26 protein-coding genes are annotated in these 20,919 nt (G+C 60.1%); 9 read left to right on the top strand and 17 right to left on the bottom strand.

Going from position 1 to position 20,919, the window contains the following annotated elements:
• The first annotated feature begins 175 nt into the window (after window positions 1-175).
• Entirely contained in the window at window positions 176-841 is a 666-nt protein-coding gene (locus tag ACM6IT_RS02140) for a TetR/AcrR family transcriptional regulator (RefSeq protein WP_056724473.1), read from the top strand.
• A 25-nt stretch (window positions 842-866) separates the two neighbouring features.
• Here ACM6IT_RS02140 and ACM6IT_RS02145 read toward each other — a convergent pair whose 3' ends face one another.
• The 9 genes from ACM6IT_RS02145 to ACM6IT_RS02185 form a co-directional block, all read right to left on the bottom strand.
• Window positions 867-1,151 (bottom strand): hypothetical protein, encoded by a 285-nt coding sequence (locus ACM6IT_RS02145; RefSeq protein ID WP_056724474.1) that lies wholly within the window; start codon window positions 1,149-1,151, stop codon window positions 867-869.
• Between the two features lie 205 nt (window positions 1,152-1,356).
• The gene (locus ACM6IT_RS02150) at window positions 1,357-1,587 is read right to left on the bottom strand and encodes a hypothetical protein (RefSeq protein WP_056724476.1); all 231 of its coding nucleotides are present in this window, start codon (window positions 1,585-1,587) and stop codon (window positions 1,357-1,359) included.
• Between the two features lie 129 nt (window positions 1,588-1,716).
• Window positions 1,717-1,938 (bottom strand): hypothetical protein, encoded by a 222-nt coding sequence (locus ACM6IT_RS02155; RefSeq protein ID WP_056724478.1) that lies wholly within the window; start codon window positions 1,936-1,938, stop codon window positions 1,717-1,719.
• 72 nt (window positions 1,939-2,010) lie between these two features.
• A complete protein-coding gene (locus ACM6IT_RS02160; RefSeq protein ID WP_414917385.1) occupies window positions 2,011-3,036 on the bottom strand; it encodes a DNA topoisomerase IB in 1,026 nt (341 codons plus the stop codon).
• Window positions 3,037-3,111: 75 nt separating this feature from the next.
• Window positions 3,112-4,191 carry a molybdenum ABC transporter ATP-binding protein gene (gene modC / locus ACM6IT_RS02165; protein ID WP_414917386.1) on the bottom strand — a complete coding sequence of 360 codons (1,080 nt, stop codon included), beginning with the start codon at window positions 4,189-4,191 and terminating at the stop codon, window positions 3,112-3,114.
• 3 nt (window positions 4,192-4,194) lie between these two features.
• Complete coding sequence (gene modB / locus ACM6IT_RS02170) at window positions 4,195-4,875, bottom strand: molybdate ABC transporter permease subunit (RefSeq protein WP_414917387.1); 681 nt, start codon at window positions 4,873-4,875, stop codon at window positions 4,195-4,197.
• Window positions 4,876-5,643: a molybdate ABC transporter substrate-binding protein gene (modA, locus tag ACM6IT_RS02175; RefSeq protein ID WP_414917388.1), complete on the bottom strand. Its 768-nt coding sequence runs from the start codon at window positions 5,641-5,643 to the stop codon at window positions 4,876-4,878.
• A 122-nt stretch (window positions 5,644-5,765) separates the two neighbouring features.
• Window positions 5,766-6,833: an NAD(P)H-dependent flavin oxidoreductase gene (locus ACM6IT_RS02180; protein ID WP_414917389.1), complete on the bottom strand. Its 1,068-nt coding sequence runs from the start codon at window positions 6,831-6,833 to the stop codon at window positions 5,766-5,768.
• Window positions 6,834-6,934: 101 nt separating this feature from the next.
• On the bottom strand, window positions 6,935-9,382 hold the full coding sequence (locus ACM6IT_RS02185; RefSeq protein ID WP_414914355.1) for an autotransporter: 2,448 nt from the start codon (window positions 9,380-9,382) through the stop codon (window positions 6,935-6,937).
• Between the two features lie 178 nt (window positions 9,383-9,560).
• Between ACM6IT_RS02185 and ACM6IT_RS02190 the strand changes: the two genes are divergently transcribed.
• Entirely contained in the window at window positions 9,561-10,544 is a 984-nt protein-coding gene (locus ACM6IT_RS02190) for an MDR family oxidoreductase (protein ID WP_414917390.1), read from the top strand.
• Here ACM6IT_RS02190 and ada read toward each other — a convergent pair whose 3' ends face one another.
• The 5 genes from ada to ACM6IT_RS02215 form a co-directional block, all read right to left on the bottom strand.
• Window positions 10,545-11,609 (bottom strand): bifunctional DNA-binding transcriptional regulator/O6-methylguanine-DNA methyltransferase Ada, encoded by a 1,065-nt coding sequence (gene ada / locus ACM6IT_RS02195; protein WP_056724490.1) that lies wholly within the window; start codon window positions 11,607-11,609, stop codon window positions 10,545-10,547. It abuts the gene before it with no gap.
• Between the two features lie 87 nt (window positions 11,610-11,696).
• Entirely contained in the window at window positions 11,697-12,377 is a 681-nt protein-coding gene (gene alkB / locus ACM6IT_RS02200) for a DNA oxidative demethylase AlkB (protein ID WP_414917391.1), read from the bottom strand.
• Entirely contained in the window at window positions 12,367-13,071 is a 705-nt protein-coding gene (locus ACM6IT_RS02205) for a 2OG-Fe(II) oxygenase (RefSeq protein WP_414914359.1), read from the bottom strand. The genes alkB and ACM6IT_RS02205 overlap by 11 nt, the downstream gene beginning before the upstream one ends.
• A 117-nt stretch (window positions 13,072-13,188) precedes the next feature.
• Complete coding sequence (locus ACM6IT_RS02210; protein WP_177336470.1) at window positions 13,189-13,356, bottom strand: hypothetical protein; 168 nt, start codon at window positions 13,354-13,356, stop codon at window positions 13,189-13,191.
• A 37-nt stretch (window positions 13,357-13,393) separates the two neighbouring features.
• A complete protein-coding gene (locus ACM6IT_RS02215) occupies window positions 13,394-13,696 on the bottom strand; it encodes a DUF1883 domain-containing protein (RefSeq protein ID WP_007912251.1) in 303 nt (100 codons plus the stop codon).
• Between ACM6IT_RS02215 and ACM6IT_RS02220 the strand changes: the two genes are divergently transcribed.
• The 3 genes from ACM6IT_RS02220 (at window position 13,695) to ACM6IT_RS02230 (ending at window position 14,557) form a co-directional block, all read left to right on the top strand.
• Window positions 13,695-13,901 carry a hypothetical protein gene (locus ACM6IT_RS02220; protein ID WP_414914360.1) on the top strand — a complete coding sequence of 69 codons (207 nt, stop codon included), beginning with the start codon at window positions 13,695-13,697 and terminating at the stop codon, window positions 13,899-13,901. The two genes, ACM6IT_RS02215 and ACM6IT_RS02220, sit on opposite strands and share 2 nt — an antisense overlap.
• A complete protein-coding gene (locus tag ACM6IT_RS02225; RefSeq protein WP_056724495.1) occupies window positions 13,898-14,254 on the top strand; it encodes a hypothetical protein in 357 nt (118 codons plus the stop codon). The genes ACM6IT_RS02220 and ACM6IT_RS02225 overlap by 4 nt, the downstream gene beginning before the upstream one ends.
• A 72-nt stretch (window positions 14,255-14,326) precedes the next feature.
• Window positions 14,327-14,557, top strand: coding sequence for a hypothetical protein (locus ACM6IT_RS02230; RefSeq protein ID WP_056724496.1), 231 nt, complete (start codon window positions 14,327-14,329; stop codon window positions 14,555-14,557).
• Between the two features lie 11 nt (window positions 14,558-14,568).
• Here the strand turns inward: ACM6IT_RS02230 and ACM6IT_RS02235 are convergent, their stop codons facing one another.
• Together ACM6IT_RS02235 and ACM6IT_RS02240 are read right to left on the bottom strand one after the other, a co-directional pair.
• The gene (locus tag ACM6IT_RS02235) at window positions 14,569-14,850 is read right to left on the bottom strand and encodes a hypothetical protein (protein WP_046038393.1); all 282 of its coding nucleotides are present in this window, start codon (window positions 14,848-14,850) and stop codon (window positions 14,569-14,571) included.
• Between the two features lie 135 nt (window positions 14,851-14,985).
• Window positions 14,986-15,174 (bottom strand): hypothetical protein, encoded by a 189-nt coding sequence (locus ACM6IT_RS02240; protein WP_056724498.1) that lies wholly within the window; start codon window positions 15,172-15,174, stop codon window positions 14,986-14,988.
• A 289-nt stretch (window positions 15,175-15,463) separates the two neighbouring features.
• On the opposite strand from ACM6IT_RS02240, the gene galU reads away from it, so the two are divergent.
• Both galU and gorA read left to right on the top strand, forming a co-directional pair.
• A complete protein-coding gene (galU, locus tag ACM6IT_RS02245; RefSeq protein ID WP_056724500.1) occupies window positions 15,464-16,303 on the top strand; it encodes a UTP--glucose-1-phosphate uridylyltransferase GalU in 840 nt (279 codons plus the stop codon).
• A gap of 130 nt (window positions 16,304-16,433) precedes the next feature.
• Complete coding sequence (gene gorA / locus ACM6IT_RS02250; RefSeq protein ID WP_414917392.1) at window positions 16,434-17,792, top strand: glutathione-disulfide reductase; 1,359 nt, start codon at window positions 16,434-16,436, stop codon at window positions 17,790-17,792.
• On the opposite strand, the gene ACM6IT_RS02255 is transcribed toward gorA, so the two are convergent.
• Complete coding sequence (locus ACM6IT_RS02255) at window positions 17,789-18,799, bottom strand: DNA-binding protein (protein WP_414917393.1); 1,011 nt, start codon at window positions 18,797-18,799, stop codon at window positions 17,789-17,791. The two genes, gorA and ACM6IT_RS02255, sit on opposite strands and share 4 nt — an antisense overlap.
• Before the next feature lie 178 nt (window positions 18,800-18,977).
• On the opposite strand from ACM6IT_RS02255, the gene ACM6IT_RS02260 reads away from it, so the two are divergent.
• On the top strand, window positions 18,978-19,916 hold the full coding sequence (locus tag ACM6IT_RS02260; protein WP_414917394.1) for a site-specific integrase: 939 nt from the start codon (window positions 18,978-18,980) through the stop codon (window positions 19,914-19,916).
• Window positions 19,917-20,321: 405 nt separating this feature from the next.
• Window positions 20,322-20,885: an alkyl hydroperoxide reductase subunit C gene (gene ahpC / locus ACM6IT_RS02265; protein ID WP_010460707.1), complete on the top strand. Its 564-nt coding sequence runs from the start codon at window positions 20,322-20,324 to the stop codon at window positions 20,883-20,885.
• The last annotated feature ends 34 nt before the right edge of the window (window positions 20,886-20,919 follow it).

Raw genomic sequence — 20,919 nt, forward strand, 5'->3', positions numbered from 1 at the left:
GTTCATCTCCATCGGTTAATGTGAGTGATGCTCATGTTAAAAAAGATGATAGATGCTCATGTTTCACCGTCAACCCGTCAGATCGAATTCCCCGACGTGTGGCATCTGTTGTTGGGCGCAGAGAGTGGCGATGCTAAGGTGAGCACATGTCACGTTTTTGATCGGGAATTCACTCGTGCGCAAAAAGCCCTCTGAAAACCTCGAACAGCCTGCTGCAGAAGCGGTTCGACGCAACCCCACGCAACAGCGCAGCCGCGATCGTCAGGAGCGGATTCTGGCCATGGCCACTCAATTGATCGCGGACAAGGGCAGCGACCAACTCAAGATGAGTGAAATCGCCGAGCGCTCCGAGATCTCGATCGGTTCCCTTTATCAATATTTTCCCGACAAGAGTTCCGTGATCCGCACGCTGGCCGAACGCTATAACGCTGAGAGCCGCCGTTGCATTGCAGAGGCAATGGCGGCCGTCGAGGACGCCCAGGGTTTGCAGGCCGCCTATTCGCAGTTGCTCGATCTGTATTACGAGATCGTGATGGCGACACCGGTGATGCGTGACATCTGGTCCGGCATGCAGGCCGACAAGCAGTTATTGCAGCTGGAGTTGAAGGAGAGTCGGGTTGCCGGAGCGCTGCTGTCCCAAGCGATGCTTCGCGTGTATCCCGACTGTGACGAACAACAGGTCGAGGAGTCCGCGTTTTTGATCTGGCACTTGGGCGAGGCAACCATGCGCTTGGCTGTCACTTGTGCACCCGATGAGGGACGAGCACTGGTCGAGGCGTTCAAGCGTATGTCCCTGCGCGAGATCATGGAGCCCGCGCGCAGGAACATCGATTCACCGTAAAAGCCTGGCGGTCGGTTCAGTTTCCCTAAACGAAGGGTTGACCGCCAAAACCGCGGGGCAGTCGTTGCAGGCCGGCCATCGCGGTCAGTCGCTCGGTCCAGGCTGAACGCCAGTCATTGGCGGTGTGCATGGCTTTGGCTTTGCGTGCTGCGCGGCGGGCAGCGTTGCGTTCAGCCTTGCGAGCCTCTTTGTAGGCGTCGGTGTTTCGGCAGCTTCGGCATTTAACCCGATTGAGTTCGCGGGTCGATACGAGGTTGCTGCCGTGGTGACCGCAGGCCAGGTGCCCGCTGACTTTGAAATGAGTGACCATTGGAACGTCTCCTTCGTGACGTGTGAGCGGTTGACTCCACGTGAGCGGGGACGTTCGATTGGTTTTGCGCAACAAAAATCCCGACACCAGGCCGGGTTGTGAGAAAAGCTGGAAATCCGGCAGGCAGCCAAAGGTTCGCAGACGCACGGTCAACGATCATGCTGCCCGAATCGGGCCTGTCCTCGCGCTGCGAATCCGTGACGGATCATCTGAACCGTGGCAGAGGCGGGTCGACAGGCTTGAGAGACGACAGCGTGTGCCGGATCAGCGGCGTGTCCTTTTCGATGTCGTTCAGGCGATCACGAATTCTGAGGGCGGTAGGGTGTCCGCCTTGATGATCGACCCAGTCGGCGATTTCCTTGCAGGCGGCGGCCAGGCGGGCCTGACGGGAGTCCAGCAAGGTGAGCAGGGTGGTGATGGACTCTTTTTCGGACATGGGAGACACCTCCGTTCAAGAAACCTGTGTGTGGCAGCAAAAAGCCCGCCGGGAGCGAGCTTTCTGCCGAAAGGGTTACTGATCCTTCAGCCATTTCAGTATAGACCCGTTAAAAAAGCGTGACACCCCTCAACTTTGTCGGGCTGTCACTTGTGATTTCGCGTTCAACTGACGGCAAACACGCGCGGCGTCCTCTTCAACCTCGTAGCCATCTCCGATGAAGCCTTGGGTGCGGGTATCGGCGATGCGGTACCAGACCGCGGCATCCGGTGGCAGGTGGTCATTTTCACCGGCACGGCGGCCATGGATGATGATCTTGTTGCAACGCTTCACGACGAAAATGTCTTCCATGGCGTCTCCGCGGCGGATTCGTGTTCAGTTCAACTATAGAAGTCATTGCTGATCGTGCAAAAAATAGGCAGGTCAATTCGTCGGTTCAGGCGCTGCCAGCGTTCTCTCCAGAAAATTCGCCAGCCCGACTTCCGCGGCCGAGAGCCCCTTGCGCGCTCTCGGCCTGGGCAGTTGCGCCAAAGCCCCTAGAAGGAAACCATCTAGCACCGCCGGGTGGATATAGCACTTGCGGCACACCGCCGGGGTATTGCCCAGTTGCCTGGCAACGTCCTTGACCATCTCCACCAGGTGCCGTCGGGCGTCCATTTCAGGTTCCCAGTGACGCTTGCGCAGTATTGCCAGGGCCAGAACACTGCCGGCCCAGGTGCGGTAGTCCTTGGCGGTGAAATCGGCGCCGCTGAGCCTTTGCAAATAGCTGTTGATGTCGGATGAACTGACGGTGTGCCGGTCACCGTTTTCATCCAGATACTGAAACAGGTTCTGCCCGGGTATTTCCTGGCAGCGCCTGATGATCCGGGCCAGGCGCCGGTCTTTCACGGTGATCTGGTGTTCGACGCCACTTTTGCCGCGGAACTGGAACAGGATGGCACTGCCGTTGATCTCTACATGGCGGCTGCGCAGGGTCGTCAGGCCATAGGAGCGGTTGTCCCGGGCGTATTGGCTGTTACCGATGCGGATCAGCGTCGAGTCGAGCAGGGTAATGACAGTGGCCATGACTTTGTCGCGACTGAATCCCGGTTCCGTTAGCACGGCTTGCAATCGTTGGCGCAGTTTCGGCAGGGCCAGTCCGAATTCACGCAGGCGCAAATACTTGTCGGCGTCACGCACCTCTCGCCAGCGGGGGTGATAACGGTACTGCTTGCGACCCCGGGCATCGCGCCCGGTGGCCTGCAGATGCCCGCGTGGATCGGCGCAGATCCACACCTCGGTATAGGCGGGCGGCACCGCGAGGGAGTTGAGGCGCTTGATTGCGTCGGGGTCGGTGATGCGCTGGCCGGCCGGGTCGAAATAGGCGAATTTTCCGCGCAGTTTCCTGCGGGTAATGCCCGGCTGAGTGTCATCGACATAATGCAGGTCAGGTGGCAGTCCATCGGGCATGACAAGCGTCCTGGGCAAGGAGTCACGGAGCATTACAGCCATTGACCTCGCCCCGGTGCAGTCGTGCCTTCGGAGTTACGCCAGCACCGCGACCGCTTTTATTTGTGCCCAGAGTGGCTGGCCAGGATGAATGTTCAGTTGGTCACGGGAATAGCGCGTGATCCGCGCAAGCAGCGGCGTGCCGGCGGCATCCAGGCGAATCAGCACGTGGGCGGCGTTGTCGGCGTTCATTTCACTGACCACGGTGACCGGCAGGCGATTGAGAATGCTGCTATGCCCGACATTGTCCAGGCTCAGGCTCACATCCCGCGCCTGGACCTTGCAGCGCAGCGCCTGGCCCACGTCCATTGGCGTATGCGGCACACGAATGTCGAGGGCGGTGTCGGGCAGTTGCAGGCTGAGCAATTGATAGTCGGCGTCATAGGCGCTGACGCGACCTTCGATCACCACACCGGCGTCATCCCCCATTGCCAACGGCAAGTCGAGGCGCGCCAGGGTCTGGCCGATCGGGCCGCTGGCCAGTGCCTTGCCGTTGCTGAGCAGCACGATATGGTCGGCCAGCCGCGCGACTTCATCCTGGGAATGGCTGACGTACAGCACCGGGATGTCGAGCTCGTCGTGCAGGCGTTGCAAGTAGGGCAGGATTTCACCTTTGCGTTGGGCATCCAGCGCCGCCAGGGGTTCGTCCATCAACAGCAGTTTCGGGCTGGTGAGCAAGGCGCGGGCGATGCCGACGCGCTGACGCTCGCCGCCCGAAAGGTGTTGCGGGTGCCGGTCCAGCAAATGACCGATGCCCAGCAATTCGGTGGCGTGGGCCATGTCGACCCGACGCTGTGGCTTGGGAATGCGCTTGAGGCCGAACTCGAGATTGGCCAGCACCGACAGATGGGGAAACAGGCTGGCTTCCTGGAACACGTAGCCCAGCGCGCGCTTGTGCGGCGCGACGAAGATCCGGTTGGCGCTGTCTTGCCAGACTTCATTGTTGACCTGGATAAAGCCTTGATCGGCCCGCTCCAGGCCGGCGATGCAGCGTAGGCAAGTGGTCTTGCCTGAACCGGAGTGGCCGTAAAGTGCCGTGACGCCACGGCCCGGCAGTTGCAGATCGACGTCCAGGGCGAAGCCCGAATAACGCAGTTTCAGACGCATTTGAATCATCGATCAGCTCCAGCCCGCTTTGGTTTTACGGCTGGAATACAGCGCCAGCAGGACGACAAACGAGAACACCAGCATCGCCCCGGCCAGCCAATGGGCCTGGGCGTATTCCATGGCTTCGACGTGGTCGTAGATCTGCACCGAGACCACGCGGGTCTTCTCGGGAATGTTGCCGCCGATCATCAGCACCACGCCGAACTCGCCGACGGTGTGGGCGAAGCCGAGAATGGCCGCGGTAATGAAACCGGGGCGGGCCAAGGGCAGGATCACACTGAAAAAGCTGTCCCAGGGATTGGCCCGCAAGGTCGCGGCCACTTCGAGCGGGCGCGTGCCAATCGCGGAAAAAGCGTTTTGCAGCGGCTGGACCACAAATGGCATCGAATACAACACCGAACCGATGACCAGCCCCGCAAAACTGAACGTGAGGGTCCCAAGGCCCAGTGACTGGGTGAGCTGTCCAAGGAACCCGTGAGGGCCGAGGGCCAGCAACAGATAGAAACCAATCACCGTCGGCGGCAGCACCAGGGGCAGGGCGACAATCGCCCCGACCGGGCCGCGCCACCAGGAGCGGGTGCGCGACAGCCATAACGCAATCGGAGTGCCGACAATCAGCAGGATGACGGTCGTCAGGGACGCCAGTTTCAGGGTCAGCCAGATGGCGGAAAGATCGGCACTCGATAGCGACATTTAGATTTCGTAACCGTAAGACTTGATGACAGCTGCCGCTTTCGGCCCCTTGAGGTAGTCAACCAGTGCCTTGGCGGCCGGGTTGTCCTTGCCCTTGTTGAGAATCACCGCATCCTGCTTGATCGGGTCGTGCAGGCTGGCGGGAACGATCCAGGCCGATCCGCTGGAGATCTTGCCGTCCTTGTAGATCTGCGACAAGGCGACAAAACCCAGCTCGGCGTTGCCGGTGGAAATGAACTGGTAGGCCTGGCTGATGTTCTGGCCTTCAACGATCTTGTCCTTGACCTTGTCGGTCAAGCCTTCTTTTGCCAGTACCTGGGTCGCCGCCAGGCCATAAGGCGCGGCTTTCGGGTTGGCGATGGACAGGTGTTGGTAGGCGTTCTTTTTCAGCACATCGCCCTTGGCATCGACGTAGCCTTCCTTGGCCGACCACAGCGCCAGGGTGCCGACCGCGTAGGTGAAGCGCGAGCCCTTGACGGAGTCGCCTTCGGCTTCAAGTTTTTTCGGGGTGCTGTCGTCTGCCGAGAGGAACACTTCGAACGGCGCACCGTTTTTGATCTGGGTGTAGAACTGGCCGGTGGCGCCAAAGGAGGCGACCAGTTTATGCCCGGTGTCTTTTTCGAAATCAGCGGTGATGGCCTGGATGGGCGCGGTGAAGTTGGAGGCGACCGCCACCTGGACTTCGTCCGCCTGGGCTGAGCCGAAGGCGAATGCGGCGAGAAGGCTCGCCAGGCAGGTCGGGGCAAAACGTGAGGCACGAATGAACATGAAACGGCTCCGTCAAAGGCAATTGCGGCAGGTTAATCGTTATGTACAAAAATATATAGCGAATTGCCTTTGAACGGAATGTGCTGGTGAAAAATTGTATACAATTTTAATGGAGCTGATGCTCAGAAGCGACCTGAGAGTCTCGCCAACCCTTCTTCAGCCAGCTTTCGAGTCAGTGCCTCGCTGGTCAAATCGACGCCGAGGGTAAATGCCTGACCGGCCCAGAGGTTGCTGAAATCCGCTTCACCTTTGGCCCGCAACGGCATCAGCGCGCCACCGGCAAGGGGGAAGGCCGGGGCCTTGGCGCTCATGGGGCCCAGTTCACGCATCACCCGATTGAGGATGCCCCGGGCCGGGCGACCGGTGAACACGTTGGTAACGGCTGTCTCGCTTTCCCTGGCGGTGCGCAACGCCCTGTGATGGGACGGGCTGACCTTGGCCTCTGGGGTGAACAGGTACGCCGTACCCACCTGCACCGCCGAAGCACCGAGCATGAAGGCAGCGGCGACGCCTCGGGCGTCAGCGATGCCGCCAGCGGCAATCACCGGCACTTTCACCGCATCGACGACTTGGGGCACCAGGGCGAAAGTCCCCACCTGACTGCTCAGGTCATCGCTGAGAAACATCCCGCGATGGCCCCCGGCCTCGTAGCCCATGGCAATGATTGCATCGCAACCGTGCTGCTCCAGCCACACGGCTTCTGCGACTGTGGTGGCTGAGGACAGCACCTTCGCACCCGTGGCCTTGACCCGGTCGAGCAGGGATTTTTCCGGCAGGCCAAAGTGAAAGCTCACCACTTGCGGGCGAAACGTTTCGACCACTTCGCAGGCCGCGTTATCGAACGGTGCCCGGTTGGACACCGGCGTCGGCGCATCGAAGTCGGCGCCGAGTTCCTGGTAGTAGGGTTGCAGCAGGTTTTTCCAGTCCTGTGCGCGTTGCTCATCCGCAGCAGGCGGCTGATGACAGAAGAAGTTGACGTTGATCGGGCGTCGGGTGTGTTGGCGGATGGTTTTGAGCTCTTCGCGCAGTTGATCGGTGCTGAGCATCGCCGCCGGCATCGAGCCCAGGCCGCCGGCATTGCAGGTGGCGATCACCATGGACGAGTTTGTGGCACCGGCCATCGGCCCCTGGATGATCGGCAGTTCGATCCCGAGCAGGTCAAGGATGCGGGTATCTGGCCATTGGTTCATGTGCTGTGTTCTCCGACGTTGAATCCGGGCAGGGGCGGTAGAACAGGATTTGTAACGCAACGACTGGCGCAAGGCCAGTCGTCTTTTCAGCGGGTAAGGCGTTAGCGTCGGTGGAAGCCGCCACCGCCGAAGGAGTGATACATGAACCGGGACGAGTCGTGATAACTGTTGAAGCGATCATTGCCGAAGGAGCGCGCATCGTACTCCCGGTTGAGATTCTGGACCTGAGCCGTGTTGGCCGAATCGAGACGGGTTGCTCCGCCCTGGACCATCGATTGCCAGCCGCTATCGGTCCTTTTGTAAACGTTGCCATCACGGCCGGCGTACACGTTGTCGCCGACATGCGCCATGCCGCCGTCGCGATCATGGATACCGCCGTACTGGGTGGTGTTGCCGGTATTGGGGTTGTAGATGGCCCCGCGATTGGCGGTGACCTGGGTGCCGGTGCGAACGTTGCCGGCGGTCACATGCTGGCCGGCGATGGCTCCGCCGTCCGGGCCGACGGCCATACCGCTGCGGCCCGCGGCATAGTTGCCGTTGTAAACGTTGTGTACCGCGCCGCGCTGGCCTGCCGCGGCGATGCCGGTACGCGAGTTGTAGGAGGCGCCAACCTGGCCGGCCCAGCGATTGCCGGTCCAGGCGTTGTAGCCGCCGCCGTAGCGGCTGACCGAAGCGCGGTCGCCCCATTGGCGGTAGATGTTGCCGGTCGTGCCGGCCCAGCCACCGGGGCCCCAGGCAACGGCGCCACCGTGATAGCCGTAAGCGGCACCGCCCCAAGGCATTGGCGCCGGGTACAGATGCGGCCCCCAGGCGTAACCCCAACCGTAATTGCCCCACCATGGATAGGCGCCCCAGCCCCAACCCACGGCGGCCGTGCTGCCGCCCCAACTCCAGCCGAAACCGAAGCCAAACGTCCAGCCCGTCCAGGGTGTGTAGCGAATCGCCACGCCAAAGCCATAGGTCACCGGTGGGCCGTACCAGACACTGCCCACCCACGGCGTATAGGGATAACCGGTGCCATACACCACCACACCGCTGTCAGGGTCCAGCGTCGAACCCTGGTAACCCGGCGTGTAACCGACGACGACCGTATCGCCACTGGCTTCGTAGACTTTCACGTAAGTGACGTAGTGCATTGGTGAGCTGGGCGGGATCGAATAGATCACCGCCGGTACCGAAGAGGCGACCGTCCAGGGGCCTTGCACCGAGGTGGCCACGAACCAGATGCCGTTCTCCACCGCGTACCAGCTTTGTGCATCGACCATGATGATCGGCATCGGGCTGTTGACCACGTATTGCAGGGGCGTGCCCTTGATGGCCTTGAGTTGCGGCTCGCCGTCAAAGGTTGGCTTGGTCATTTTGACCTGGCTTTTCTTGATCGCCGAGGTCTGTGGAATGGTCGCTGCAATCGCCGCTTCCTTGGCCTGCGGTGTTCCGGCCACCGAGGCCTTTACGTTCTCCTTGGGGCTGTCATCGGGAATGTTGGCGAAGTCCGCCGGCAACTGGTCTGCGCCTACAAAGGTCCAGGGGCCTTTCATGTCACTGGCACGGAACCAGCGACCCGAGATCAGCACGTAGCTGTCCTGGTCACCGATCTCCTTGAAAATATGCCCGGTGGTGTTGGTCACATACAGCAGTGTGGTGTTCTGGATCGGCTGCCATTGCGGCGCGCCGTCAGTGACGATCAACTCGGTCGGCACCGTGGCGATATGGATCTGCGGAATCGGCGGCTTGGCCAGCGTCGGTATCTTCTCCTTCGGATCGCTCTGGCCTGTCAGCAGGTCTACCTGTCGGCCCTGGATCGCAGCTTTCTTGGCCTTCTCCAGCTCGGCGGAGGGCGAGGGCAGTGGCGCATATTGTCCATCCAGATTGTCCGCTACCATCCAGCCATCGAACACGTGCAGGTAATGCTTGCCCTGTGCATCCTTGAGCAGCAACGGCCGGGTGTTGATCACTCGCTGCAGCGAGGTGCCATCAACGGGGCGATAGGCGGGTTCGCCATCGATGTACACCAGCAGCGCGGGCACCTCGGAGGAAATAATGGTCGGCGGGGTATTTTCCAGCGGCTCGCTGTTGGACTTCTGTTCGGCGGCGATGACACCGAGCGCGGCTTCGAGTTGGTCCAGGGAAATGGTTTTCGTGCGGTTCCCGGCGTCTTGCTTCACCGCGGCGACCCAGCTGTCAGCCTTGGTTGCGCTATCGGGGAAATCGGCCTTGGTGATGGTGTACTGATCGAGCGCCACCCAGCGCGTGGCCTTGTCGACCAGGGTGTGGGCGCTGAACTGCACGATGCCATAGGTGGCCTTGCCATCGGTGCTCGTGGCCTCCACGGCAGCCCGCGCGTGCAGGGTGTAACCGTCCCAGCTGTCCAGTTGCGGTTGGTAGATGGTCAATTTGGTGTCGCCGGCCGCCAGCACCTGTGGCCAGCTAGGGGCTGTCGGCGCCAGATTCCCGGGAGTTTGGGCGGGTGGCTCTGGTGTGGCCTGGACGCCGCTGAGCGGAATCATGCAGAGCATCAGTAAAACGGTGAGTAAACGCAGTTGAGGCATTGTCAGCTCCATCGACAAGACAGTTTGTTGCGGCACTTCAGGGTTGCGAAAAGCATAGCTGCCGTTAATCAAAACGCCCGGCGGTTTGCCTGATTGGCTTAAAGTCGGGTACGGCAATCCATTGCCATGTGTTATTTGAAATGCTCCACCAACCGACTGATTCCATTGAGAGGCCGTAATGTTCAAAGGTATTTTGATCGACAAAGACGACAGCGGTTATCGGGCCACACTGCAAGAGATCCAGGACGATCAACTGCCCGAGGGCGATGTCACGGTGCGTGTTGCCTACAGCACGTTGAACTTCAAGGATGGCCTGGCGATCACCGGCAGCAGTCCGGTGGTGCGCAAATTCCCGATGGTGCCGGGCATCGACCTGGCCGGTGTCGTCGAAGCCAGCGGGCATCCGGACTACAAGGTCGGTGATCCGGTCCTGCTCAATGGCTGGGGTGTGGGCGAAGGGCATTGGGGGGGATTGGCGCAGAAGGCGCGCCTCAACGGTGACTGGCTGATCCCGCTACCCAAGGCGTTTACCGCGGCCCAGGCGATGGCCATCGGTACGGCGGGCTACACGGCCATGCTGTGCATCATGGCGCTGGAGCACAACGGCGTGGCGCCCGGGCAGGGCGAAGTTCTGGTGACCGGCGCCAACGGCGGCGTCGGCAGTTTCGCCATCGCCTTGCTCAGCAGGCTCGGCTACCGGGTGGTCGCGTCCACCGGACGGACCTCGGAGCACGACTACCTGAAGCAACTGGGGGCCGGCGAAATCATCGATCGCGCCACCTTGTCCGAACCGGGCAAACCGTTGGCAAAGGAGCGCTGGGCGGCCGTGATCGACTCGGTCGGCAGCCACACCCTGGCCAACGCGTGCGCCAGCACCAAGGCCAATGGCACCGTCGCGGCCTGCGGCCTGGCTCAGGGCATGGACTTTCCGGCATCCGTTGCGCCGTTCATCTTGCGCGGCGTGACCCTGGCCGGCATCAACAGCGTGACCCAGCCCAAAGCCAAGCGTGTGGCAGCCTGGAATCGCCTGGCCCGGGATCTGGACTTCAACCTGTTGCCGCTGATCAGTCACGAAATCGGCTTGAGCGAAGCCATTGAAGCCGCGCCACGCTTGCTGGCCGGGCAGTTGCGCGGGCGCGTGGTGGTGGATGTGAATCGTTGATCACTGCAACTCGCGCTCCAGCAACTGCCGTTTGCGCTCGACACCCCAGCGATAGCCCGACAGATTGCCATCGCTGCGCACCACGCGATGGCAAGGGATCGCCACCGCCAGGTTGTTTGCACCGCAGGCCTGGGCCACGGCGCGAACGGCTTTTGGTTGACCGATACGCTGGGCGACATCGGCGTAGCTGGCAGTGCTGCCCACGGGAATCTCCCGCAGCGCTTGCCAGACACGCTCCTGAAACGCCGTGCCGCGTACGTCCAGCGGCAAATCAAGGCCAATGGCCGGCGCCTCGATAAAGCCGACGACCCTGGCAATCAATTGCTCGAACTCATGATCGGCACCAATCAGATTGGCGCGGCGGAATTTGTCTTGCAGATCGCAGACCAGTTGATGCGGATCATCGCCCAGCAGGATCGCGCACACCCCGCGCTCACTCTGTGCCACCAGAATCGCGCCCAGCGAACACTGGCCGACAGCAAAACGAATGTCGTTGTTTTGACCGGCGGCGCGGTAGTCCCCGGGTTTCATTCCCAGCAACTGGTCTGCCGCTTCATAAAACCGGCTGTTGGAGTTGAAGCCGGCGTCATACAGGGCATCGGTCACCGAGCCGCCGTGTGCCAGGCGCTCGCGTACCTTGCGTGAACGATGGGCATCGGCGTAGCCCTTGGGCGTCAGGCCGGTGACGGCTTTGAATACGCGATGGAAGTGAAAGCTGCTCAGGCCTGCCGCCTCGGCCAATTCGCCCAGGGCAGGCAGCGTTTGCGCGCTTTCGATCTGGCGGCAAGCGGCGGCCACGGTGGAGGCATGTTGCGCGGCGAGTTCGCTCTGATCCTTCGTCGCGCGCTTGCTCGGACGATAACCCGCGGCCCGGGCCTGTTCGGCGCTGTCGAAGAATTCGACATTGTGGGGCTTGGGCAAGCGCGCGTGGCTGCTGGGATTGCAGTAGACGCCCGTGGTCTTCACGGCATAGACAAACTGCCCGTCAGCCTTGGGGTCGCGGGCGACCACGGCGGCCCAGCGCGGATCGTTTTCGATGGTGATCTTGGTCGATTGGGTTGTCATGGCGTCACGTCCATTGAGGGGTTGCCTGCACATTAACCATGGGGCAATTCCCACACACTCCGGCGCTTGCGGTCAAATTCGAAGTCTTTATCCGGCGGTACGGAAGGTGAAGTTGATACGTTGCTCGCCCAGTTTCGGATGATGGCCGTCCTTGATCGGCAGCACACCGTGATAACGCAGGCGATCCACGCCACCCCAGACCACGATGTCACCGTGGAACAGGGGAACGCGCTGACTTTTGTCGCCACGTGCAAAGCCGCCGAACAGGAACATCGCCGGCAAGCCCAGGGATACCGATACGATGGGGGCGGCCCAGGAATGTTCGTCCTTGTCCTGATGCAATGACATTTTTGCCCCGGGGATGTATCGGTTGATCAGGCAGGAATCCGGTGCAAAATCGGCGAAACCCGCTGCCTGCGCCGCCGCTTGCGCCAGTTGGAAAAACACTTCAGGCATCATTGGCCAGGGCCGACCGGTCTGTGGATCGTCGAGGGTATATCGATAACCGCTGCGGTCAGTGGTCCAGCCGAATGTGCCACAACTGCTCAGGGCGACCGACATGGTGAAACCGCCGGGTGTGATCATCTGCCGAAACGGTGCGGCCGCCAGCACTGCTTCCAGGGCCGGCAGCAAACGCTCCAGCCAAGGTAGGGCGAAGCCTCTGAGCACGTAGGATTGTTCGCCGATCTGCTCGCGCCTGGGCTGTTGCTCGGGCTCCGCATCGGCAAACAGATCGAAAGTCAGCGGGTTCACAGGCTCATGACGCATCGTGAAAGATGATTCCAAGGGTATGCCGTTTGCCGCTGTGCAGGCGACTCACGCCGTGACGCAAGGTCACGCGGTAGTAACCGCGAGTCCCTTTGACCGGCCTTTGATTGACCGCAAAGATCACCCCGTCACCTTGCTTCAGGCCGATGACCATGGGGCGCGACTGCATTCGCGGGCGCTGTTCAGTCAGGACAAACTCGCCGCCGGTGAAGTCTTGATCCGGGTCTGACAGCAGGATCGCCACTTGCAGCGGGAAAACATGCTCACCGTATAGATCCTGATGCAAACAGTTGTAGTCCTGCGGCCCGTATTGCAGCAACAAGGGGGTCGGACGGTTCTGACCAGCGGCATGGCAGCGATCGAGGAAGGCTGGATGGGTTTCAGGAAAACGCTGCGGCAAGCCCATTTGTTCATGCCAGCGATTGGCGATGGGCACCAGTCGCGGGTAGAGCGCGGTGCGCAGGCGAGCCACCAGATCCGGCAACGGGTAGTTGAAATACTTGTACTCGCCTTGGCCGAACCCGTGGCGAGCCATCACTACATGGGAGCGAAACAGTTCGGTTCGAGGGTATAACGTGCTGACTTGCCCGCAAGCCTTGTGGCTCAGCAGTGACGGGATGACGGCATAACCGTCCCGATCAAGTTGCTGCTCCAGCCGGGGCCAGTCCAGCCGGTCCAGATATTGTTCGCTCATTGCCGGGCCTCTTGTCGTTGAGGTGGCCAGTCTGCAAGGCAAGGATGAAACTGGCACTCCGGTGCTTGCGGTCGAACTGCGAGGGGGAGGCGACGTCCATTGTCGCTCCGGACCGCTTTACAGCGCTTTGCTGACGCTGATGTCGCTGATGACGTCGCCCTGCCCATGAATGGCATCCAGCGCTGCCTTGGCCTCTTCCGGGGTGCCTTTTTCAAGCTGGGCAAACTCGAAGCGGCGCTCACCGTTGAGTTTGTATTTGATGACGTACTTGGTCGTTTGGGCCACGGTTGTATCTGCCTGTCTTGTGTTTCGGGTTCGCCGATCAGCTCAGTTTCGTGCTGGAGCGGCGAATGATTTTGATCGAGTGCGTCAGGGTGGGTTTACGCGTCACGCTGATAGCGCGGCGGTTGACGGTGTCGATCGTGATGTTCCAGAAGCCGGTGCTAGGGGCCGTGATGCGGGCCGGAAACGTGTCGAATGCACCACCGTGATAGGTGTGACGGCCGCCATTCTTGAAGCTGCGGAAGTTGGCGTCGTTCATCAAGCGGATGTTGCACATTTGGGAGCATTGAATGACGACGATGTCGTCTTCATTGAGGTGCTCGCGCTGATGGATAAATTTCATGAGGCGCCTCCAGAAGGGCTTTTTCTACAAAATCAAAACGATAGCATGGGCGATTGGCGCAGTTTATCAGCCCGAACGCCTTATTATCCCGCCGCCAGGACAATTAAAAACGCTTATTTCACATTTGATGAGCGATAAAGCAGTTTGTCTCGGAGAAAAATCGCAGTTGCGCTGTCCGACGGTCTTTATCGGAGGTTTAGTATGAAGTGGGGTTTGTGGTTGTTGCCGATGGCACTGACGATCAGTGGTTGCGCGAACGTCTCGGACATCAACGAGTCCTTGCCGACGATGAACGTGATTTCCGGCAAGAAGCCCCATGAATACGCGCAATGCCTGAGCGAAAAACTGGCCGATAGCCGTGGCGCCTTGCAGATCCAGCCATACAAGGATGGCTTGCGCGTGATCGTGCCGCTCAAGTTTTCCGCGGGGCCGTCGGCCGTGTTTGACATTGAAGAACGCTCTGGCGGCAGCAGTATCAAGCTGCACGAGAGCATGTCCAATGTCCCGGTGCGGCCAAAGGACGTACAGAATGCTGCCAACGAGTGCATTTCCGGCTGATAGACTGTCGACCATCAGCACCGATGCCGCCCAAGCCCTGCTTTGGCGGCATCGTTATTTCTGGAGTCGAATATGAAACGAGAGCAGGTCCGGGAGCGCCACGCAGAGGGTTTGATCTCTGCCACCCATGTGATTCAGAACCCGGCGGAGCTGGGGGAATGGATCGTGTTTTTCAAGAAAAGTGCCGGGCGCAGCTATTTCCTGGTGGATGACAATGATGAAGTCGAGTCCTTCAGCCGCCTGGATGATCTGATCGAGACCGTGCGCGGGCTTGGAATCAAATTCGCCGAAATCCACATGTAGGGCGCGGCGCCTTACTTGCAGATCACCACGACGTTGCGGCTCTTGTAGTTGCCGACGTCGGCGCCAAGGGTCTTTTCGCTCTCCTTGAGCGCGGGGGTGCCATCGGTCCCGACGATCTTGTAGCCGGTGCCCGCGCAGGACGCATCGGCCTTTTCGTAGCACGCAGCCCAGGAGTTGGCTTCCCCGGAGCAGTCGATCGATAGACCTTGCTCTCCATTGGCCAGGTAGGTCTGTTCCGACGTTGCGCAGCCGCTCAGGGCCAATACCGTCAGCAAAGGCAAAATTTTATTCATGGCTTGATCATCGTCAGGGGGGGGCTATGGCTGAGACAGCGCCGGTATCAAAAGGTTATAGCCAAGGGCCACTTCTTTTTCATTATTCATAAAAAAGCCCTGCGCCATGGCAGGGCCTTTCGCAACGGGCGTCGATCAGCTCTTGTCCTTGGCGCGTCGCTTGGGTTCCGGGTGCTCCAGCTCCAGCACCGAGGCCACTTCGATTGCCAGGGCTTCGGAAGGGAAAGGCCCGGCGATATTTTCACCGGCGACACTGGCCACCCACCATTGGCCGTCCTTCTCCTGATTGATCAGAAATCCGTTGACGCTTTTTACTGCCGACATCTACTTGCCTCGTTGTCTGGTTCAATCGCGCCATGATACCGCCAAACGCACCCAAGGGGTGCCGATGGGCGTATGGTGATGGGTTCCGGGCGGTAGAAACCGTGCATTTGCGCAAGTCTCTGCTATGCATAAGAGGCTGCGCAGCGACCTGCGCACCCTCGCAGGGAACTATCGGCAAGAATATTTCTCTATGTTGGCATCGGTTAGCCAGCGCGGGGGCATTGTAAGGTGCACGCCGCCTGATTAGACTGCGCCGAAACTCGTACACACAGCCCTTTCAAGGACTTATATGATCAAGAAATGCTTGTTCCCAGCAGCCGGTTACGGTACTCGCTTCCTGCCAGCGACTAAAGCCATGCCCAAAGAAATGCTGCCGGTGGTGAACAAGCCACTGATCCAGTACGGCGTCGAAGAAGCACTGGATGCCGGCTTGACCGAAATCTCCATCGTCACCGGTCGCGGCAAGCGCGCCCTGGAAGACCACTTCGACATCAGCTACGAGCTGGAAAACCAGATCAAGGGCACCGACAAGGAGAAATACCTGGTCGGCATCCGCAAGCTGCTCGACGAGTGCTCGTTCTCCTACACCCGCCAGACCGAAATGAAAGGCCTGGGCCACGCGATCCTGACCGGCCGCCCACTGATCGGCGACGAACCGTTCGCCGTGGTACTGGCGGACGACTTGTGCGTCAATCTCGAAGGCGACGGCGTACTGACCCAGATGGTCAAGCTGTACAAGCAGTTCCGCTGCTCGATCGTGGCCATCCAGGAAGTCGATCCGTCAGAGACCAACAAGTACGGCGTAATCGCCGGCGAGATGATCCGCGACGACATCTACCGCGTACACAGCATGGTTGAAAAACCAAAGCCGGAAGACGCACCGTCGAACCTGGCCATCATCGGCCGCTACATCCTGACCCCGGACATCTTCGACCTGATCGAACAGACCGAGCCAGGCAAGGGCGGTGAAATCCAGATCACCGACGCCCTGATGAAACAGGCCCAGAACGGCTGCGTGATGGCCTACAAGTTCAAGGGCAAGCGTTTCGACTGCGGCGGCGCCGAAGGCTACATCGACGCGACCAACTTCTGCTTCGAGAACTTCTACAAGACGGGCAAGGCGTACTGATCGCTTTCGACCTGACTGTATTGAAAAGCCACCTTCGGGTGGCTTTTTCATTTTCAGGCCCTATATCGACTGCAGCGCTTGCCCAACAAATGTCTGCGGGTATGCTGGTCACCTGCCGAGGAGATTGAAAATGGCCTACGATTTTGACCTTTATGTGATTGGTGCCGGTTCCGGTGGTGTGCGGGCTGCGCGGTTTGCCGCCGGGTTCGGCGCGAAAGTGGCCGTGGCCGAAAGCCGCTACCTGGGTGGGACCTGTGTGAACGTCGGCTGCGTGCCGAAAAAATTGCTGGTCTACGGTGCGCATTTCGCCGAAGACTTCGAGCAGGCTTCCAGTTTTGGCTGGAGCCTGGATGAAGCGCAGTTCGACTGGCCGACGTTGATCGCCAACAAGGACCGCGAGATCAATCGCCTCAATGGCATTTATCGCAACCTGCTGGTCAACAGCGGCGTGACCCTGCATGAAGGTCACGCGAAGATCGTCGACCCGCATCAGGTCGAGATCAATGGCGAGCGCTTCAGCGCCAAAAACATCCTGATCGCTACCGGTGGCTGGCCGCAGATTCCGGACATTGCCGGGCACGAGCATGCCATCAGTTCCAACCAGGCGTTCTTCCTCAAAGAGCTGCCCAAGCGTGTGTTGGTGGTGGGCGGTGGCTACATTGCGGTCGAGTTCGCCGGGATCTTCCACGGCTTGGGCGCCAAGACCACGCTGCTGTATCGTGGCGAATTGTTCCTGCGCGGCTTCGACGGTTCCGTGCGCAAGCATTTGCAGGAAGAGTTGACCAAGCGCGGCATGGACCTGCAGTTCAATGCGGACATCGAGCGCATCGACAAGCAGGCCGATGGCAGCCTGAAGGTCACGCTCAAGGATGGTCGCCAGCTGGAAGCCGATTGCGTGTTCTACGCCACGGGGCGTCGTCCGATGCTGGACAATCTGGGCCTGGAAAACACCGGGGTCAAACTCGACAGCAAAGGCTTTGTCGAGGTCGATGAGCTGTATCAGACCGCCGAGCCGTCGATCCTGGCGCTGGGCGATGTGATCGGCCGTGTTCAGCTGACACCGGTGGCCCTGGCTGAAGGCATGGCGGTGGCGCGACGCCTGTTCAAGCCAGAGCAATATCGTCCGGTGGATTACAAGATGATCCCGACGGCGGTGTTCAGCCTGCCGAACATCGGCACTGTCGGTTTGACCGAAGAAGAGGCTCGCGAAGCCGGCCACGAGGTGCAAATCTTCGAAAGCCGCTTCCGGCCGATGAAGCTGACCCTGACCGAATGCCAGGAGCGCACGCTGATGAAGCTGGTGGTGGACGCCGGGACCGACAAGGTCCTGGGATGCCACATGGTCGGCCCGGAAGCTGGTGAAATCGTCCAGGGCCTGGCGATTGCCTTGAAGGCCGGCGCCACCAAGCGCGACTTCGACGAAACCATCGGGGTGCACCCGACGGCCGCCGAAGAGTTCGTCACCATGCGTACGCCGGTCGCCGGTTAAGCATCCTTCGCTGCGTCTGCCGCTGCCGCCAGGGTCGCGGCCAGACGTACGCGTTCTTCCAGATCCGCCCGGGTCTTGGCCAGATCCATTTCCAGTGACCTGTTGAGCTGCGACTGCTCATCGACGTTCTGTTTGAGTGCCTGGCTTTCCAGCAGAGCGACGCGCAGGCGTTCCTGGAGGAGGGTGCGCTCGCCGTCGACGCGGGTGGCCTGTTCCAGTAACTGATCCTGGCGGGTATTGCTTTGCTTGAGCTGTTCTTGCATCAGACTCAGCTCGCGCAGGGTGCCGCGGTTTTCAGTCAGCAAGCGTTCGTTGTCGCGGTGCAACTGGGTGATTTCATCCTGGCGTACCAGCGCGCTTTGTTGTGCCTGGCGCAGTTCCATCTGCAGCTGTTGCACCTGGCCTTCGTGGCGACTCATTTCCTGTTCGCGTTGTTCCTTGACCGCATTGCGGTAGTGCTCCAGGGCATCGCGAGTGTGCAGGTGTTTTTCTTCAAGGGAGCGGATCTGCTCGTCCTTGTCCTTCAAGCGCAGTTCGAAATCGGCCAGTGCCTGGTTCATCCCGGCATTGCGGGTCTGCTCCGTTTGCAGCAAGGCGCGGGTTTCTTGCAGGGCCTCGGATTCCTGGGTCAGCGCCAGGCTTTGAAATTCGTATTGCTGGTGCAGTTCGTTGTTGGCCTCTTGCGCTTCGCCGAGCTGGTTATCCAGCGCCTTGCGTTGTTCCTCGTACTGCGTGCGCGCCTGGTCGATGGGCTCTTGCGCCTGCTCCTTGAGTCTTTGTGCGAGCCGCGCCACCAGCGTCATCAGTTCGTCGTCGATCGGTTCTGTCGGCGCTTCGACGGGTTCGACCCTGTCATCGAGCTCCTTGAGGTAGCGATGAATCGTGGTTTTCGAGCCGGTATTGCCCATCTCGATCCGTACGGCATCGATGCTGGGGTTTTCGCCGCGGGCGAGGATCGCCAACCGAGCGGCTTGAACCACCGCTTTATTTACACCGCCGCGTGCCATGAGATCTCCCGGGTTTTGATGATGTGGTACGTACCACGTAAATACACATTGTACCATTCAAATCATAAAGTTAAATGCTGAATGCAACTGACACGGGATATACTGGTATTACCCCGTGTGATACACCCAATACCGGTTTTTGACCCGTCAAAGCGGTATGAATTCAAGAGTTGACCCCATGACAGAGCTGGATCGTTACCTGCAAGCCGCAACGCGTGACAACACCCGGCGTAGCTATCGGGCAGCCATCGAACACTTCGAAGTGACGTGGGGCGGTTTCCTGCCAGCCACCGGCGACAGCGTGGCGCGCTACCTGGTGGCCCATGCCGGGGTGTTGTCGATCAATACGCTGAAACTGCGTTTGTCGGCATTGGCGCAGTGGCACAACAGCCAGGGTTTTGCCGACCCCACCAAGGCGCCAGTGGTTCGCAAGGTGTTCAAGGGTATTCGCGCGCTGCACCCGGCCCAGGAAAAACAAGCCGAACCCTTGCAGCTTCGACACCTGGAACAGGTGGTCAGTTGTCTGGAGCGAGAAGTGCAAGTCGCCAGGGCCGAGGGCGACCGACCGGGGTTGCTGCGGGCCCGGCGCGACATGGCCTTGATCCTGTTGGGCTTCTGGCGCGGCTTTCGCAGTGATGAGTTGTGTCGGCTTCAGGTGGAACACGTGCAGGCCAGCGCCGGTTCCGGCATCAGTCTCTATCTGCCGCGCAGCAAGAGTGATCGCGACAACCTCGGCAAGACCTATCAGACGCCAGCCTTGCAACGCTTGTGTCCGGTGCAGGCTTATATCGACTGGATTGCCGAGGCGGCACTGGTGCGCGGGCCGGTGTTCCGTGGCATCGACCGCTGGGGGCATCTGGGCGAGGAGGGACTGCACGGCAACAGTGTGATTCCGTTATTGCGTCAGGCGTTGGCGCGGGCAGGTATCGCTGGCGAGCTCTATACCAGCCACTCCTTGCGTCGCGGTTTTGCTACCTGGGCGCATCAGAGTGGCTGGGATCTGAAGTCGCTGATGAGCTATGTGGGCTGGAAGGACATGAAGTCGGCCATGCGTTACATCGAAGCCAGTCCGTTCCTCGGCATGGCGCGCATCACGGAAAAGCCGGTGTCACCCTAGGGGGTGTTCTCAATTAGTTTCCCCTCCGCGCCGGGTCTGCTGTTGTGCAGGGCAAGGCGCGAGAAGCGCAGTTTGGTCATTCCAAATCAGCTTCGAGCAACACAGCCCTGCACAACAGCAGGCCCGGCCCTTCGGGTTATGCCTTAAAGCTGGCCATGCTGCGTTGCAGGCCTTGGAAAGGGAACAACCATTCCCAGCGGCCTACGCCTTGCCTGGCCAGCTTTAAGGCACAACGCGGAGGGGAAACTAATTGAGAACACCCCCTAGATACCGTTTTCTTCTATTAATACCGCTGGCTAATAGCGAAAGCCAATCAGCGGCATCAGGTTTGCCAATGAGCCTTCCGTTCGTCGAGTGGGTAAAGTTCTCTCCATCAACTTCTTAACCCCTGACGGAGAGTCAACGATGCCTATCATCAACAGCCAAGTTAAACCGTTCAAAGCTGACGCATTCAAAAATGGCGACTTCGTAAAAGTCTCGGACGCTGACCTGAAAGGCAAGTGGTCTGTGGTGTTCTTCTACCCGGCCGACTTCACCTTCGTCTGCCCGACCGAGCTGGAAGACCTGGCCGACAACTACGACGCGTTCCAGAAGCTGGGCGTCGAGATCTACAGCGTTTCCACCGACACCCATTTTGCCCACGCTGCCTGGCACAACACTTCGCCAGCCATCGGCAAGATTCAGTACACCATGATCGGCGACCCGACCCACGCCATCTCCCGCAACTTCGACGTGCTGATCGAAGACGCTGGCCTGGCTGATCGTGGCACCTTCGTGATCAACCCTGAAGGCCAGATCAAGATCGTTGAACTGAACGACGGCGGTGTAGGCCGTGACGCTTCCGAGCTGCTGCGCAAGATCAAGGCTGCCCAGTACGTCGCCGCTCACCCAGGCCAGGTTTGCCCGGCCAAGTGGAAAGAAGGCGAGGCCACTCTGGCGCCGTCCCTGGACCTGGTCGGCAAGATCTAAGTCTGTGACGCGCTTCATCAGGGCGCACTTGCGC

It is taken from the genome of Pseudomonas sp. IT-P4 (genome assembly GCF_949767755.1).
In the GTDB taxonomy this organism is placed as follows: domain Bacteria; phylum Pseudomonadota; class Gammaproteobacteria; order Pseudomonadales; family Pseudomonadaceae; genus Aquipseudomonas; species Aquipseudomonas monachiensis.